At 61.6% G+C, this 14,517-nt stretch carries 14 protein-coding genes; 5 read left to right on the top strand and 9 right to left on the bottom strand.

Features of this window, described 5'->3' with window-relative positions:
* Positions 1–131 precede the first annotated feature (131 nt).
* Both LG294_RS00660 and LG294_RS00655 read left to right on the top strand, forming a co-directional pair.
* Positions 132–746, top strand: coding sequence for a hypothetical protein (locus LG294_RS00660; protein WP_404288541.1), 615 nt, complete (start codon positions 132–134; stop codon positions 744–746).
* A gap of 7 nt (positions 747–753) precedes the next feature.
* On the top strand, positions 754–1,773 hold the full coding sequence (locus LG294_RS00655) for an anion permease (protein ID WP_404288539.1): 1,020 nt from the start codon (positions 754–756) through the stop codon (positions 1,771–1,773).
* On the opposite strand, the gene LG294_RS00650 is transcribed toward LG294_RS00655, so the two are convergent.
* The 8 genes from LG294_RS00650 to pstS all read right to left on the bottom strand — a co-directional run bounded on the left by LG294_RS00650 (position 1,770) and on the right by pstS (position 10,028).
* On the bottom strand, positions 1,770–4,091 hold the full coding sequence (locus LG294_RS00650; RefSeq protein WP_404288537.1) for an FdhF/YdeP family oxidoreductase: 2,322 nt from the start codon (positions 4,089–4,091) through the stop codon (positions 1,770–1,772). The genes LG294_RS00655 and LG294_RS00650 overlap by 4 nt on opposite strands.
* A gap of 17 nt (positions 4,092–4,108) precedes the next feature.
* A complete protein-coding gene (gene fdhD / locus LG294_RS00645; RefSeq protein ID WP_404288535.1) occupies positions 4,109–4,942 on the bottom strand; it encodes a formate dehydrogenase accessory sulfurtransferase FdhD in 834 nt (277 codons plus the stop codon).
* Between the two features lie 88 nt (positions 4,943–5,030).
* Complete coding sequence (locus tag LG294_RS00640; RefSeq protein ID WP_404288534.1) at positions 5,031–5,228, bottom strand: helix-turn-helix transcriptional regulator; 198 nt, start codon at positions 5,226–5,228, stop codon at positions 5,031–5,033.
* Positions 5,228–5,692 carry a hypothetical protein gene (locus tag LG294_RS00635; RefSeq protein ID WP_404288532.1) on the bottom strand — a complete coding sequence of 155 codons (465 nt, stop codon included), beginning with the start codon at positions 5,690–5,692 and terminating at the stop codon, positions 5,228–5,230. Before LG294_RS00635 ends, LG294_RS00640 begins: the two co-directional genes overlap by 1 nt.
* A gap of 211 nt (positions 5,693–5,903) precedes the next feature.
* A complete protein-coding gene (gene pstB / locus LG294_RS00630) occupies positions 5,904–6,683 on the bottom strand; it encodes a phosphate ABC transporter ATP-binding protein PstB (RefSeq protein WP_404288530.1) in 780 nt (259 codons plus the stop codon).
* Between the two features lie 48 nt (positions 6,684–6,731).
* On the bottom strand, positions 6,732–7,865 hold the full coding sequence (gene pstA / locus LG294_RS00625) for a phosphate ABC transporter permease PstA (protein WP_404288528.1): 1,134 nt from the start codon (positions 7,863–7,865) through the stop codon (positions 6,732–6,734).
* Complete coding sequence (pstC, locus tag LG294_RS00620) at positions 7,865–8,800, bottom strand: phosphate ABC transporter permease subunit PstC (RefSeq protein ID WP_404288526.1); 936 nt, start codon at positions 8,798–8,800, stop codon at positions 7,865–7,867. Before pstC ends, pstA begins: the two co-directional genes overlap by 1 nt.
* Before the next feature lie 112 nt (positions 8,801–8,912).
* Complete coding sequence (gene pstS / locus LG294_RS00615) at positions 8,913–10,028, bottom strand: phosphate ABC transporter substrate-binding protein PstS (RefSeq protein WP_404288524.1); 1,116 nt, start codon at positions 10,026–10,028, stop codon at positions 8,913–8,915.
* Between the two features lie 217 nt (positions 10,029–10,245).
* Between pstS and LG294_RS00610 the strand changes: the two genes are divergently transcribed.
* The 3 genes from LG294_RS00610 to disA are packed head-to-tail and all read left to right on the top strand — an operon-like array spanning position 10,246 to position 13,908.
* Complete coding sequence (locus LG294_RS00610; RefSeq protein WP_404288522.1) at positions 10,246–11,376, top strand: aromatic acid exporter family protein; 1,131 nt, start codon at positions 10,246–10,248, stop codon at positions 11,374–11,376.
* A 30-nt stretch (positions 11,377–11,406) separates the two neighbouring features.
* Entirely contained in the window at positions 11,407–12,801 is a 1,395-nt protein-coding gene (gene radA / locus LG294_RS00605; RefSeq protein WP_404288520.1) for a DNA repair protein RadA, read from the top strand.
* A gap of 33 nt (positions 12,802–12,834) precedes the next feature.
* The gene (gene disA / locus LG294_RS00600; protein ID WP_404288518.1) at positions 12,835–13,908 is read left to right on the top strand and encodes a DNA integrity scanning diadenylate cyclase DisA; all 1,074 of its coding nucleotides are present in this window, start codon (positions 12,835–12,837) and stop codon (positions 13,906–13,908) included.
* On the opposite strand, the gene LG294_RS00595 is transcribed toward disA, so the two are convergent.
* Positions 13,905–14,507 (bottom strand): hypothetical protein, encoded by a 603-nt coding sequence (locus LG294_RS00595; protein WP_404288516.1) that lies wholly within the window; start codon positions 14,505–14,507, stop codon positions 13,905–13,907. The two genes, disA and LG294_RS00595, sit on opposite strands and share 4 nt — an antisense overlap.
* Positions 14,508–14,517 lie beyond the last annotated feature (10 nt).

Here is a 14,517-nt window from a genome sequence, read left to right as displayed (position 1 = left end):
TTCGAGCGGCCTTCCGCCGAGAGGCGTTCCCGGTCCGGCATCACATACGTTTCGTAGTTAACCTTCACGACGTAAACTGTTCAGCGTTAGTACCAAAACGATGACCTAAGATGAATGGTGCGCCGAGCAACGTGAAGTTCAAAATCTTTCCTTCAGCATCTCGCGGTATTGAATTGCTGTCTGACCTGGCAATCACCATTCGCAATTCGGTGGCCAGCGTTTCCGAGATGATCGGCAATCCCGAGGGCCGTCCCGAGCAGCTCAAGAATCTTGCCGCGGCGGAAGCCCAAGCATCGGATCTGCTGCACGCTTTGCTCACCCACCTGCGTACCAGTTACATCAGCCCGCTCCCGCGCGAAGACATGTACACGTTTTCGCGGCTGCTGCACGAAACCATGGAGCAGCTACGCGGCATCGGCGAACTCATCAACACCCTGGGCTCCACACCGCTCTCGGATCGGGCGGCCGAGCAACTTGAGCTGATCTCTCAACTTGCCGAACTCGCCTCCAACTCCGTGCGAAGCCTGAATAAACTTGATGATTTGGAAGATAACTGGCTGCAGATGATGCAGTACTCAAAGCGTGCAGCACGGACTCATCTGGTTTGGATCAACGAAATCGCCAACTTCTCCAAGGCCTCCACAATTCACAAGCATCAGCGTGTAGCAGACCACTTGCTGCTCGCCGCGAACACCTTGCGACAGTTCTCCGACCACCTCGGCCGCGTGCTGGTCAAGGAATCCTAGAAAACTCATGGATTTGCTCCCCTTATTCACCACCATCGCCATCGTGCTGACCCTGGGTTATGCAGTGCTCAACGGATTCAGGGACTCCTCTACAGCCGTAGCCGCCGCCGTTCGCACCCGTGCGCTGAGCCCGGTTATAGCTGTCGGCGCCGCCTCCCTATTCGCCTTCATCGGCACCATGGCGACCACTACCTTCAGTACGGTGCTGGTCAGCCGGCTGAACATGCAACTGCCCGAAGACACCGTCGGGATGAAGCTATTGATCGCCGCGCTCTTGGCCGCCGGGGCCTGGCTGCTGTTGTGCTGGTGGCGCGGCATACCTGTCTCGTCTACGCACGCTTTGTACTCTGCCCTGGTCGGCGCAGGCGTCGCCAATGCCTGGCTTGGAAATGAGTCGCTGGGCGGCGCTGTAGCCCTTTTCACCGGCTCGGTGCTGCTCCCGCTGCTGGTCACCCCGGTCATCGCCTACGCCGCCTCTTTTCTGCTGGTGGTTCCCGCAACTTGGCTGATGCGTCACGACACTTCCAGGGACGTCAACACCCGCTCGCGGGCGGGCCAGGCTATTACGGCCTGCGCCGTCGCACTTGGCCTCGGATTGCAGGACGGTCAGCGTACCGCAGCAATGATCACCCTGGTGCTGATCACCGGCGGCCACATGGATCCAGGACCGGTCGCCTTGGCCATTCAAGTGATCGCTGCATCGGCGCTGTCTTTCGGGGTACTCCTCGGCGGCTGGCGGATCACCTATACGCTCTCGCGCCGGTTAGTCAATTTTGATCCGCTGCGCGGCATGGTCGCCCAGGGCGTGGCAGCGACCATGCTCTACGTCGGCTCAATGCTGCTGCACCTACCGCTTTCAACCACTCAAGCGGTCACCAGCTCGATTGTCGGCGCCGGAGCGAACCAGGCTTTCGAATCGGTCATCTGGCACCGCGTCATGAAGGTCTACGGACACTGGATCGCCACCCCGGTGATATGCATTGTCGCCGGGGCGATTCTGGCCCTTGCAATGGATCCGGTGGGCTAGCTATCCAAGGTTGGGCCGGGCTGTTCGGTATGCGGCACAAAGCGTACGCTCATCGCCTTGAACCCAGGAGTGTTGGACTCACGGGCGACTAGTCCGCGGTGCACCAATGCGTTTGCCTCCGGGAAATATGCCGCGGCGCAACCCTTTGCCGTCGGATAGGAAACCAAACGGAACCTGTTCGCCCGGCGTTCGGTTCCCGCGAAGGTAGAGATAACATCCACCAGTTCGCGGTCGTTGAAGCCCATCTCGGTCAGGTCCTGCGGGTGAATGAGGATCACCCGTCGCCCGTCCTTGATGCCGCGGTACCGGTCATCCAACCCGTAGAACGTGGTGTTGTACTGGTCATGGCTGCGCATGGTCTGCAAAATCAGGTGGCCTTCGGGGGCCTTGAGCGCTTCGAAAGGTGAGACCGTGAACCGTCCCTTGCCGATATCCGTGGCAAAGGAACGCGTATCGCGTGGCGCGTTGGGCAGCACGAAACCATTGCGTTCGCGCACCCGCCGGTTGAAGTCCTCAAATCCGGGCAGCACTCGAGCGATATGATCACGGATCACGTCATAGTCCTCGGCCATGGCCCGCCAGTTGACGACGTGGTCATCCCCCAGGATGGCTTGGGCCATGCGGGCCACGATCACCGGTTCAGACAGCAAATGCTCGGAGACCGGCGTGAGCCGGCCCTGAGTCGAGTGGATCACCGACATCGAGTCCTCCACGGAGAGGAACTGCGCACCCTTTGGATGCTTATCGTCCTTATCCGTGCGTCCCAGTGTCGGCAGGATCAGCGAAGTCTGCCCGTGCACCACGTGAGAACGGTTCGGCTTGGTGGAAATGTGCACGGTGAGCTTGGCGCGCTGCATGCCCGCTTCGAGCAATTCGGTTTCGGAGTTCGCCAGCGCGAAGTTGCCTCCCATGGAGACGAACACGTCCACCTCGTCCTGCTCAAAGGCGTCCAGTGCCTCTGTGGAGTCGTAACCATGGGCACGCGGGGAGTCGATGCCGAACTCGGCGTCCAGCGACTCCAGGAGCGCTTCTGTGGGTTTCTCCCAGATCCCCATGGTGCGGTCGCCCTGCACGTTGGAGTGGCCTCGCACCGGGCACGCTCCGGCGCCCGGCTTGCCGAAGTTGCCTTGCAGCAGCAGCAGGTTGATGATTTCCTTCAGCGTCGGCACCGAGTGCGGCTGCTGGGTCAGGCCCAGAGCCCAGCAGAAGATGGAGGCCTTGGAAGCAATGAGCAGTCCGGCGATCTCGGTGATCTGCGCGCGGCTAAGACCGGTGGCCTCTTCGGTTGCTTCCCAATCGAGTTCTGCGCGGGCGCTCTTGTAGGCTTCGAACCCGTCGGTCACCTCGGCGACGAACTTTTGGTCCACCACGGTTCCCGGATTCTTCTCTTCCTCGGCGAGCAATAGGTGCCCAAAGGCCTGGAAGAGGGCCAAGTCTCCGCCAACCTTGATCTGCAGGAAGTGGGTGCTGATTTCGCTCGGCTTGCCGAGCATGCCGCCCACGGTCTGCGGGTCTTTGAATCCAAAGAATCCGGCCTCTGGCAACGGATTCACCGCAACGATCTTCGCACCGCGCTTACGTGCGTCGGCGAGCGCCGACAGCATGCGAGGGTGATTGGTTCCCGGGTTCTGGCCGACCACGAAGATGAGTTCGGCGTGGTCAAAGTCTTCCAGCGAGACGGTTCCCTTGCCGATGCCGATGGTCGGGTTCATGGCCGAGCCCGAGGACTCATGGCACATATTCGAGCAGTCCGGCAGGTTATTGGTGCCCAGCGAGCGCGCGAGCAACTGATACATGAACGCCGTCTCGTTTGCCGTGCGCCCCGAAGTGTAGAACACGCACTTATCCGGGGTGCTGGCGTTGACATGCTCACCGATGGTGCTGAAGGCTTCGGCCCAGCTAATCGGCTTGTAGTGGGTGTCTCCGGCGCGGATGATCATCGGTGCGCTGATGCGTCCCTGCGAGCCCAGCCAGTATTCTGTTTTTTCGCGCAATACGCTGATCGGATGCTGCTCCCACCACTCCGGGGTGACGATGCGGGCGCTGGCCTCCTCGGCGATGGCCTTGGCGCCGTTTTCGCAGAACTCGGCCGGCTTGCGCGCCCCGGTAATCGATTCGGGCCAGGCGCAGCCTGGGCAGTCGAAGCCGCCGCGCTGGTTGATGCGCGCCATGGAAAGCAGGGTGCGGCTTACCCCCGCTTCCGCGAAGCCGCGTTGCAAGGAAACGGCGACGGCTTTGAGGCCGGCGGCGCTGCGCTTGGGGTCACCGACCTTGAGGTCATCTTCGTTGATGTCATCTTTGGGGGCTGGGAGATGCATGGTATTCCTCCACTGAGCTACTGAGTGCCTAAAATGCGTTGGGCATGAGTGTATAGGTTGATGCTGTTCCCACGGGAGAATCCGGCCAGCGTTAGGCCACATTCATCTGCCAGCTCTACGGCTAGCGAGGATGGCGCGCTGACCGCGCTGAGTACCGGGATTCCCGCCATGGCGGCTTTTTGGACTAACTCGAATGAAGCGCGTCCGGAGACCTGCAAGATTGTCTGGCTCAGGGGCAGGCGGTTATCGCGCAGCGCGGCTCCGATGACCTTGTCCACGGCGTTGTGCCTGCCCACGTCTTCGCGAAGAATGAGCAGTTCACCGGTGGTGCTGAAAAGCCCCGCGGCGTGGACCCCTCCGGTGGAGCTGAAGAGCTTCTGGGATTCGCGAAGGGTGTCCGGCATCGCCAGCAGCACCGCGAGCTGCAGCTGCCCAACTTCGGGGTCGAGTTCATAGCTGGACTTTTTGCGGACCTCGTCGATGGAGTTGGTTCCGCAGATGCCGCAGGCCGAGCTGGTCACCACGTTGCGGGCCGTGGATAGGTCAGGAGGCTGAGCACCGAAGCCCAATTGGGCCTCGATGACGTTATAGGTTTGGTTGCCTTCTTCATCCGTGCCCATGCAGTACCGCATGGCGGTCAGCTGCTCGGAACGGGCGATAATTCCCTCGGCGTGCAGGAAGCCGGCAACCAAGTCGAAGTCGTCCCCTGGGGTGCGCATCGAGGTGGTGAAGGCGGTGGATCCGAAGCGGATTTCCAATGGCTCTTCACCGGCAAGCTTTTCCTCGCGGACGAAGCTGCTACCGCCCAGCGTGGCGCGGATAATGCGCCGTCGCAAGATCTTGCGTCCCATTGCGGTTTCTCTTTTCTTGCAAGTGCCCCGAGTCACATACCAACGTAACCCAAAGACTGGCTCCGGCGCACCCCCGGGACTTCATTTATTACCTCTCGTCCGGCTGGAAGAGGTCTTCGATCTTGCAGCCGAAGACTTCGGCAAGCTTGAATGCCAGCGGCAGGGAAGGGTCATAGCGGCCCTTCTCCAGCGAAATGACTGTCTGCCTTGAGACGCCGAGCTCATCGGCAAGCGCCTGCTGCGAGAGCCCGCGCTCCAAGCGCCGTGCGGGCAAAGTATTTTCCACTACCCTTCAACTCGCTTTATGAGCAGGTAGCGAACACCGAAGTCGATCATGGCCAGCATAACGACGCCGGCTAAAATCAATCCGATCGACGCCTGGAGTTGCAGGAATGAAAACACCGCGCCGCCCAGACCGCAGATGAGCAGAAGATCCTGGAAGACCCCAACGGCGGCCTTGTCGTACCACTGGCTTTCGACCGATATTTCGGGATTCCTGGTGGCCCCGCGCAAGGTATCCCGGTCAAGCAGCAGCGCCCAGCAGGCTACCGACAGCACTGGCAGCAATCCGGCCATCATGACCAGGGCCGCCATTGCGAAATTTTCCTGGTAGTTCAGTCGGGCGAAGAGCAGGCCAGCACCGGCGGAGAGCACGATCCCCACGAGCAGACTGGTGATGATCAGCGTCGTCGAGCCGCCGCCGAAGCGCGATCGCCCCCATTTGGATTGGGTCGCAGTTTTCGTATTCATCTCAACTCCTGATTCAACCTCTTGGTATGTAAACCAAACTTTACAGACAAGTGTGCTTTACAGTCAAGGGAGCTTTACATTGGAGGTTAAAAACCAGCGGCGCCTTGCTTTCGCATGGCGCCGCCGGCGGTGATCCCCTCCAGGATCCCCGGAAGACCCCCCTTCCGGTCCGTCTACCGCCCCGTCGCAATAGGGGCGGCATACGAAATCTTTATCCGAAGCGTCCGGAGACGTAATCCTCGGTGGCCTTCTGCTCCGGGTTGGAGAAGATGGCAGCAGTGTCGTTGTACTCGATGAGCTTGCCTGGCTTGCCGGTACCGGCGATGTTGAAGAACGCGGTCCTATCCGAAACGCGAGCGGCCTGCTGCATATTGTGAGTCACGATCACCACGGTGAATTCGCTCTTCAGCTCGTTGATCAGGTCCTCGATGGCAAGCGTGGAGATCGGGTCAAGCGCCGAGCAAGGCTCATCCATCAAGATCACGTCGGGCTTCACTGCGATGGTGCGCGCGATGCACAGGCGCTGCTGCTGGCCGCCGGAAAGCCCGGAGCCGGGCTTGTCCAAGCGATCCTTGACTTCATTCCACAGGTTCGCGCCACGCAAGGACTTCTCAACCAGCGAATCCGCATCGGAGCGGGAAATCTTCTTGCCGTTGAGCTTCACCCCGGCCAGCACATTGTCCTTGATGGACATGGTGGGGAACGGGTTCGGACGCTGGAATACCATGCCGATCTGGCTGCGCACGGTCACCGGGTCAACGCCTGGGCCGTAGAGGTCGTCGCCGTCCAGCAGCACTTCACCCTCGACGCGGCCGCCGGGGATGACCTCGTGCATGCGGTTCAGCGTGCGCAGGAAGGTCGACTTGCCGCAGCCCGAGGGGCCGATGAACGCGGTAACCGACTTTGGTTCGATGTTGATCGAGATGTCTTCAACAGCGAGGAACTTGGAGTAGTAGACGTTCAGATCTTTGACGTCGATGCGTTTTGCCATGGTGTATTCCTTCGAAATCTAGTGTGGTGAGCGCCGGAGCCTAGAGGCTCAACGGCCCTTCTTCGGGGCGAACAGCGAGGCGATCAATCGGGCGCCGAGGTTCAGCGCCATCACCATCAGGATCAGCAGCAGGGCAGCGGCCCAGGCGCGCTGCACCGAAGGATCGATATTCGTTGGGCTGGTCGGAGTCAGGATCTGGTAGTAGATGAAGGTCGGCAGCGTGGACATCCAGTTTGCGAAGACGTTCATGTTGATGCTGCTGGCGATGCCTGCGGTCACCAGAATCGGAGCGGTCTCACCGATCACACGGGCGATCGCCAGGGTGACGCCGGAGGCGATACCGGAGATCGCGGTGGGGATGACTACCTTCAAGATGGTGCGCCAGCGGCGCACACCCAACGCGTAGGATGCCTCGCGCAACTCGTTCGGAACGATCTTGAGCATTTCCTCGGTGGAACGCACCACCGTGGGGATCATCAGCACGCTCAACGCGACGGCCGCTACGATACCCATGCGGGCGTTCGGACCGAGGAGCAATCCGAAGAAGGCGGCGGCGAATAGGCCAGCGACGATGGATGGGATACCGGTCATCACGTCGACGAAGAAAGTGATGGCCTTGGACAGCGGGCCGTTCTTTCCGTATTCAACAAGGTAGACCGCGGTGAGCATGCCCACCGGAACCGAGATGACGGTAGCCCACAAGGTGATCATCAGCGTACCCATCAGCGCGTGGTACGCGCCGCCGACCACTGGTGCGCCGTCAGCTACGGTCTGGTTGTCCACCGCACCGGTGACCCCGTTCATGGAGCTGAACAGGAAGTGCGAGTTCATCCCCGGCAGTCCCTTTTCCAGCACCGTGTAGAGCACCGAGGCCAGCGGGATCAGCGCCAGCAGGAAGGACCCGTAGATCAAGTAGGTCCACATGGCGTTGCGGCCCTGGCGCCTGCCTTCGACCGCGGTGGTAATCACGGTACCGGCGATCACGAAGAGCACCGCCGAGTAGATCGCGAAGGTTGCGACGTTGAAGCCGGTCAGCGTGGAGAACGCGGCACCGATGATGATAGCGCCGGCCGCGATGGCGGGCACCGCCCAGCGGGGCAGCTTTCCCTTGGAGAGCGAATTGCGCTTGCGGCTCGGCGGGGTCGGCTGGGCCGCTTGGGTGTTAGTAGTCATGACACTCATCAGTTAGCTCCCGAGAATTCCTTGTGCCGGGCAATGATGCCACGGGCGATCATGTTCACGATCAGCGTGATCAAGAACAGGACCAGGCCAGCGGCGATCAGCTCGGCCAGACGCAATCCGAAAGCCTCTGGGAAGTTCAAGGCGATTTCTGCCGCGATGGTCTGGTTGCCGGTCTTGATCAGCGATGGGATCAGGTTGCCGGTGGAGAGCACCAAGGCTACCGCCATGGTTTCACCCAGTGCGCGCCCCAAGCCCAGCATGACCGCCGAGATGATGCCCGGACGTGCGAAGGGGATCACCGCCGTGGTGATCATTTCCCAGCGGGTGGCGCCCAAAGCCAGGGCCGCCTCCTCGTGGAGCTTCGGAGTCTGCAAGAAAATTTCGCGGCTCAGCGAAGTGATAATCGGCAATACCATCACCGCGAGCACAATGCCTGCGGTGAGCATGGTCTTACCTGTCTGCGAGGCAGGACCGGCGAAAATCGGGATGAAGCCCAGATTCTCTGCCAACCATTCGAAGGCTGGAACCAGCGCCGGGGCAAGCACCATATAACCCCAGGCGCCGTAGATCACCGAAGGGATCGCGGCAAGCAGGTCAATGACGTAGCCCAGCGGGCCGGCGACCTTGCGCGGAGCGAAGTGCGAGATGAACAGGGCCACGCCGATGCCTACGGGCGTGGCGATGAGGAGCGCGATCGCCGCGGCGATCACGGTGCCGATAATAATCGGCCAGATATAGGCGAAGAAGCCTTCCCCGCCGGAAATGTCAGCCGGATCGGCGACAAACGTCGGCAGGGCCTGAATGAGCAGGAAGATCGCAACGGCGAACAGCGTGACTAGGATCAGCACACCGGCGGCAAGTGCCGTTCCGGAGAAGATCTTATCGCCCGCTTGACCCGAGGTCGATGACTTGCTTTTCAAAGCATTGGTAGTCATGGCAGGAGCCTTTACAAGGGAGGGGGTTTACGACTGCGAGGTCGTGGGGTGGAGGGGGTGCGTGGGCGGATCAAATCGATCCGCCCACGCGATACTGCGTTGCTGCTTGTTACTACTTGGCGACGGTGATTGCGTCGATCGACTTGGCTGCCTTCTCGGCGATTGCTGCCGAGATTGGGGCGTTGCCTGCCGAGTCCTGAGCGGTCTTCTGGCCGTCTTCGGAGATCACGTAGTTGCCGAAGGCCTTCACGAGGTCAACAGTAGCCTGATCTTCGTAGGTGGTGCAGAAGATGTGGTACGAAAGCAGCACGATTGGGTAGGTGCCAGCTTCGGTGGTGTCGCGTTCCAGATCCAGAGCCAGGTCGTTCTCGGCTGCGCCTTCGACGGCGGTAGCGGTCTCAAGCGCCTTGGCTGCGGCCTCGGCCGAGATCTTGGTGTATTCCTCGCCAACCTTCACGTTTACGGTGGACAGGTTGCCTACCGCGGAGAAGTCGGCGTAAGTGATGGCACCGTTGGTGGAGGTGGTGGTCGAAACCACGCCGGAGGTGCCCTTGGCGTTCTCCGACTGGATGTCGCTTGGCCAGTCACCGGAAACGTCGTAGTCCCAAACATCGCCGGCTGCGGCGGAGAGGTACTCGACGAAGTTCTCGGTGGTGCCGGACTCATCGTTGCGGTGCACCACGGTGATGGCGGTGTCCGGAAGTTCAACGTCCGGGTTCTGGCTGGCGATAGCCTCATCGTTCCACTTGGTGATTTCCTTCTTGAACACCTTGGCGATGGTTGCCGCATCCATGTTGATCTCTTCAACGCCTTCGAGGTTGAAGGCAATCGCGATCGGGGAGACGTAAGCAGGGATGTTGAATGCGCCCTCTGGACCGCAAACTTCCTTGGCCTTGGTTGCCTCATCGGCCTTCAGGTAAGCATCCGAGCCGGCGAACTGCGCACCGCCGGCGAGGAAGGCTTCGCGGCCCGCGCCGGAGCCATCTGGCGAGTACTGCACGTTGGCGTCTGCATTCTCAGCCTTGAAGCCGGTGATCCAGGCTTCCATAGCCGAGTTCTGGCTGGACGCGCCGATGCCGGTCAGGGTGCCGGTGACGCCGGCTGCTGCCGAGCTGTCAGCGGATTCCGAGCCAGCGGCTGCGGTTGGATTGTCGGATCCGCAGGCGGTCAGTGCGAGCGCGGCGACGGAAAGGACTGCAGCAGCGCTGCCAAAACGATTAAGCTTCACGAGTTATAACTCCCCATTTGTCGATGATCTGAGTGGGACCAACAGCGGACATCTGCCACGCTTCGTATACGACGTTAAACGCCCGAGGTAACCAGCTGCCCCGGCGAAGGTGAACAAAAGGTTAACAACCTTGCAAAAGCACAGTGACCTCTCTCACGGTCGCAATATCTTCGTTGCCAGTGTGCCACGTCACGGCGGCTCGTGGAACACTTGTCCCATGCCCCAAGCACGAATGCCGCAACGCGTGAGGAAGTTCCTGGCCCAACGGAACCGTTCCGGACTGGTGCGCGCGCGCAATTCATTGCCGCGCATCCTGCGCATGACATTGGGCGCGATCGGCGCGTTCTGGATCGCCTCGGCGATCTGGGGGCACACCGACCCAATCTTCGCGGCAACCAGCGCGCTGATTTCCCTGGGCTTCGGGGCTGCCACCACCACCCGGCGCACCGCCGAGGTGGCGCTTGGGTGCACGCTGGGCGTGGCCTTGGGCGACGGTCTCATGCACTGGTGGGGGCAGGGCATCTGGCAGGCCGCGGCGGTGATGTCGCTGTCCTTGGTCATCGCCCGCTACCTGGATTCGGGAGCGATCTTCTCCACCCAGCTGGGCATGCAATCCGCCCTGGTGGTGCTGCTGCCAATCAGCGCGGACGGGCCATTCGCCAGATCATTCGATGCCATGACTGGTTCGGTGCTTGCACTGCTGATCATCGTCCTATGGCCCAGCGATCCGCGGCGCACCCCGATCGGCGCCCTCTCGGATCTGCTCAAGGAACTTTCCGAGGCGTTGATCGAGTGCTCCTGGGCGGTGCGGGACGACGACCACCGTGCGGCCTTCCACGCCCTGATCAAGGCACGCGCCACCCAACGCCATGTCGAAAAGCTTCCGGCAGCCTTCCGCGCGGCCAAGGAAATCGCCACCCTGTCCCCCACGGCGCGCAGGCACCGGCACGAACTGGCCCGGCTCGCCTTGCGCCTCGAGCATTACGACCGCGCCGCGCGCAACAGCCGCGTCTTCGCCCGCCGCCTGGCTTCGGTGCTCAGCAATGGCGCGCTGACCCCAGAAGGCGCGCAGAATGTGGCACCGCTGCTGCGCGATGTTTCCGAGGCGGTCAACACCATGGCCCATTCGGTGCGCGAACCAACTGTGGCGGGGCAACGAAAATTCGAGAAGGCCGCGCGCCACCAGCTCGAAGCGGTGGCAGCCCAGCTTGACCCGCGTGAGCTTGGGGTTGAAGGACTCCAAGGCGAAGGGCTGGTGCTGCTATTGCGTCCGCTTGTCGTCGACCTCTTGCAGGCTGCCGGCCGCGATCACCAGGAAGCCGTTGGGCCACTGCCCCGCCTGAGCTGAATTGTCCGCCGGCCTCGATAGCATTGGTACATGGCCAAGACCTCGACACGCAGCAAGTCTCCAGCAAGCTACAAGTGCGCCGAATGCGGCTGGACGACGGTTAAATGGGTCGGCCGTTGCGGCGAATGCCAAGCCTGGGGTTCGGTAGAGGAAGTCGGCGCGATATCCGCTCGCACCGCGCCTGCAGCGAAGGTCGCAAACCTTGCCCGGCCCATCGCAGAAATCGATGGTTCCGCGGCTGCTTTCCGCACCAGCGGAGTCTCCGAACTCGACCGGGTGCTTGGCGGCGGCCTGGTTCCCGCCGCGGCGATCCTGCTCGCCGGCGAACCCGGAGTGGGCAAATCCACGCTGCTCCTCGACGTCGCGGCCAAGGCCGCGCAGACCGGGCTTCGCGTCCTCTACCTGACCGGCGAAGAATCCGCGGCACAGGTGAAATCCCGCGCCGAACGGATTAACGCCGTCGCTGACAATCTCTACCTGGCAGCCGAAACAGACCTGTCCTTGGCTCTGGGGCAGATCCGCGAGATCGATCCGCAATTGCTGGTCCTGGACTCGGTGCAGACCTTCTCCTCAGCCGAAATCGACGGTTCCGCCGGTGGCGTTTCGCAGGTGCGTGAGGTGGCCGCCTCCATTATCAACGCGGCGAAGACCCGGGCGATGACCACCATCATGGTCGGCCACGTAACCAAGGAAGGCTCGGTAGCGGGCCCACGGCTGCTTGAACACCTGGTCGATGTGGTCTGCCAATTCGACGGGGAGAAGCATTCGCGGTTGCGCATCCTGCGCGCGCTGAAAAACCGTTATGGAGCTACCGATGAGGTGGGCTGCTTTGACTTGAATGAAGATGGCATTCAATCGCTGACCGACCCGTCGAAACTCTTCGTCACGCGGACCCGCAATCCGGTGCCCGGCACCTGCATCACCGTAACCTTAGAGGGCCGGCGCCCACTGGTCGCCGAGGTGCAGACACTGCTTTCGCGCTCCACGGCACCGGCGCCGCGCCGGGCCACCAGCGGACTGGATCCGGCCCGTGCGCAGATGGTGCTCGCGGTTCTGCAGGCGCGCGCCCGCATGGACCTGTCCTCCATGGATTCCTATATCGCCACCGTTGGCGGAGTGAAAATCACCGAACCTGCAGCGGATCTTTCCTGCGCCTTGGCGATCGCCTCCTCGATGAACGAATTCCCGCTCCCGCAGGACTTTGTCGCCTTTGGCGAGGTGGGTCTGGCCGGTGAGGTCCGCCAGGTTCCGGAGATCTCCAGGCGCATCACCGAGGCTGCCCGCTTGGGGTTCTCCTTCGCCATGGCTCCGTCCACCCCCGAGCCACTGAAAAACATTCCAGAGGGCATCCGGGTCTTCCAAGTTGAGTCGATTACCGAGGCGCTGGATATCGCCTTTACCCAAAGGCAGAACTCCACACGATAAAATGGGGGTTGCTGCCCGCTGAAAGGACGCACGGTGAAACTGCACCCCACCCCCGCATTGCTCTCTACCCTGGCCCGCATCGCCCCGGGGACCGAACTTGCCGAAGGCCTTGAACGCATCCAGCGCGGACGCACCGGAGCCCTGGTAGTCCTGGGCCACGATCGGATTGTCGAATCCATCTGCTCCGGCGGTTTCCGCATCAACACCGAATACACTCCAACCCGGATCCGCGAACTGGCGAAAATGGACGGCGCGATAATTCTGGACGCGACCGGCAAGCAACTGCTGCAGGCCGGCGTGCAATTGATGCCTGACGCGGCGATCGAAACTCAGGAATCGGGAACTCGCCACCGCACGGCCGAGCGGGTGGCGACGCAGACAGGTTTCCCGGTGATCTCGGTCTCCCAGTCGATGCACACCATCACCCTTTATGCCGCCGGCGAGCGCTACGTATTGGAAACCAGTGAGCGCCTACTGGCTCGCGGCAATCAAGCCGTCGCCACCCTTGAACGCTATCGGCACCGCCTGGACCAGGTCACCAGCGCCCTTTCGGCCGCCGAAATTGAGGACGTCGCCACGGTGCGCGAGGTGCTCGCGGTGCTGCAGCGCACCGAGATGCTGCGGCGCACCAGCGAAGAGATCTCCCGCCACGTGCTCGAACTCGGTGTCGATGGCCGTTTGCTAGCAGCTCAGCATGCCGAGCTGCTCGCCGGGATCCAGACCGACAACCACTTGATCCTGCGCGACTACTCCAATGCCGAGGGCGAAGAGCTGGACATCAACGCGGCGCTTGAAAAACTACATGAGATTTCCGATTCGCAGCTGATCGAATTGGAGGCACTGACCAAGATCTTGTTCCCCCACGCGACGGTGAGCCAAGATGATCAGCTCACCCCGAAGGGTTACCGGCTGCTCTCGCAAATCCGCACAGTGCCCAAGGCCATCGGGGAGCGTTTGGTCGCAGCCTTCGATAACCTGCAGCATCTCATGGCCGCTTCGACTACCTCGCTGATGGAAATTGAGGGGGTTGGCGAACAGCGCGCCCGTTCGATCCGTGAGGGGCTGGCCCGCATGGCCGAATCCTCGCTGTTGGATCGATACATCTAGTCCAGACGGAAGGTGACCGGCTCCGAGTTGTTTTCGCCCAAGGCCGCGGTGAACTTGTAGGTTCCCGGGCGAGGTTGCACGTTGACCGACTTGCAGCCCGGGGCCGACCGCTGCCGGGACCAGGAGAAGCGAGCAGATTCTTTCTGCCCTGGCTTCATCATGAGATTGACGTCCTCGCCATCGGCAAGGCAATCGACCGTGGAGAAGATTCGATCGTTGCCGCTGGTGATCAAGAATTCCTGCTGCGTGGTGCCAACGTTCAATTCGCACTCGCTCTTCGAGGTATTCTCGATCCCGAGAATGAGCAGAGGCTGCTTGTCGGTGGAGTAAGAGGGGGCATCCGTCTGCGCGGTAATCTCAATCTCTTCCACCGTGCATTTTCCGTCCGGGCTCGGATCAGCGGATTCGCTTGGTTCCGCCGAGTTGGTTGGCGTGGCCTGAGGACTTCCCGATCCCTCGGGGCTGGCACCGAGGATTCCGGCCAGCGCGACGGCGCCCCACACCAGCAAACCGACTATAGCTATCGCGATCGCGATCACGGCAATGCGCCGACGGCGATATACGCTCGCCGTCACTTTAGCCCCCGATGCATTGCTCATGGCTTAAGGC

The organism is Glutamicibacter arilaitensis, assembly GCF_044793945.1.
GTDB classification, from domain to species: Bacteria; Actinomycetota; Actinomycetes; order Actinomycetales; family Micrococcaceae; genus Glutamicibacter; species Glutamicibacter arilaitensis_B.
The sequence above is the reverse complement of the archived record's forward strand: the minus strand, read 5'-3'. Positions and strand labels throughout refer to the sequence as shown.

What these genes read in the sequence shown, in the direction of transcription:
- LG294_RS00655 (WP_404288539.1), top strand. Translation starts at nt 754, where the DNA reads ATGGATTTGCTCCCCTTATTCACCACCATCGCCATCGTGCTGACCCTG.
- LG294_RS00650 (WP_404288537.1), bottom strand. Translation starts at nt 4,091, where the DNA reads ATGCATCTCCCAGCCCCCAAAGATGACATCAACGAAGATGACCTCAAG.
- fdhD (WP_404288535.1), bottom strand. Translation starts at nt 4,942, where the DNA reads ATGGGACGCAAGATCTTGCGACGGCGCATTATCCGCGCCACGCTGGGC.
- LG294_RS00635 (WP_404288532.1), bottom strand. Translation starts at nt 5,692, where the DNA reads ATGAATACGAAAACTGCGACCCAATCCAAATGGGGGCGATCGCGCTTC.
- pstB (WP_404288530.1), bottom strand. Translation starts at nt 6,683, where the DNA reads ATGGCAAAACGCATCGACGTCAAAGATCTGAACGTCTACTACTCCAAG.
- pstA (WP_404288528.1), bottom strand. Translation starts at nt 7,865, where the DNA reads ATGAGTGTCATGACTACTAACACCCAAGCGGCCCAGCCGACCCCGCCG.
- pstC (WP_404288526.1), bottom strand. Translation starts at nt 8,800, where the DNA reads ATGACTACCAATGCTTTGAAAAGCAAGTCATCGACCTCGGGTCAAGCG.
- LG294_RS00610 (WP_404288522.1), top strand. Translation starts at nt 10,246, where the DNA reads ATGCCCCAAGCACGAATGCCGCAACGCGTGAGGAAGTTCCTGGCCCAA.
- radA (WP_404288520.1), top strand. Translation starts at nt 11,407, where the DNA reads ATGGCCAAGACCTCGACACGCAGCAAGTCTCCAGCAAGCTACAAGTGC.
- LG294_RS00595 (WP_404288516.1), bottom strand. Translation starts at nt 14,507, where the DNA reads ATGAGCAATGCATCGGGGGCTAAAGTGACGGCGAGCGTATATCGCCGT.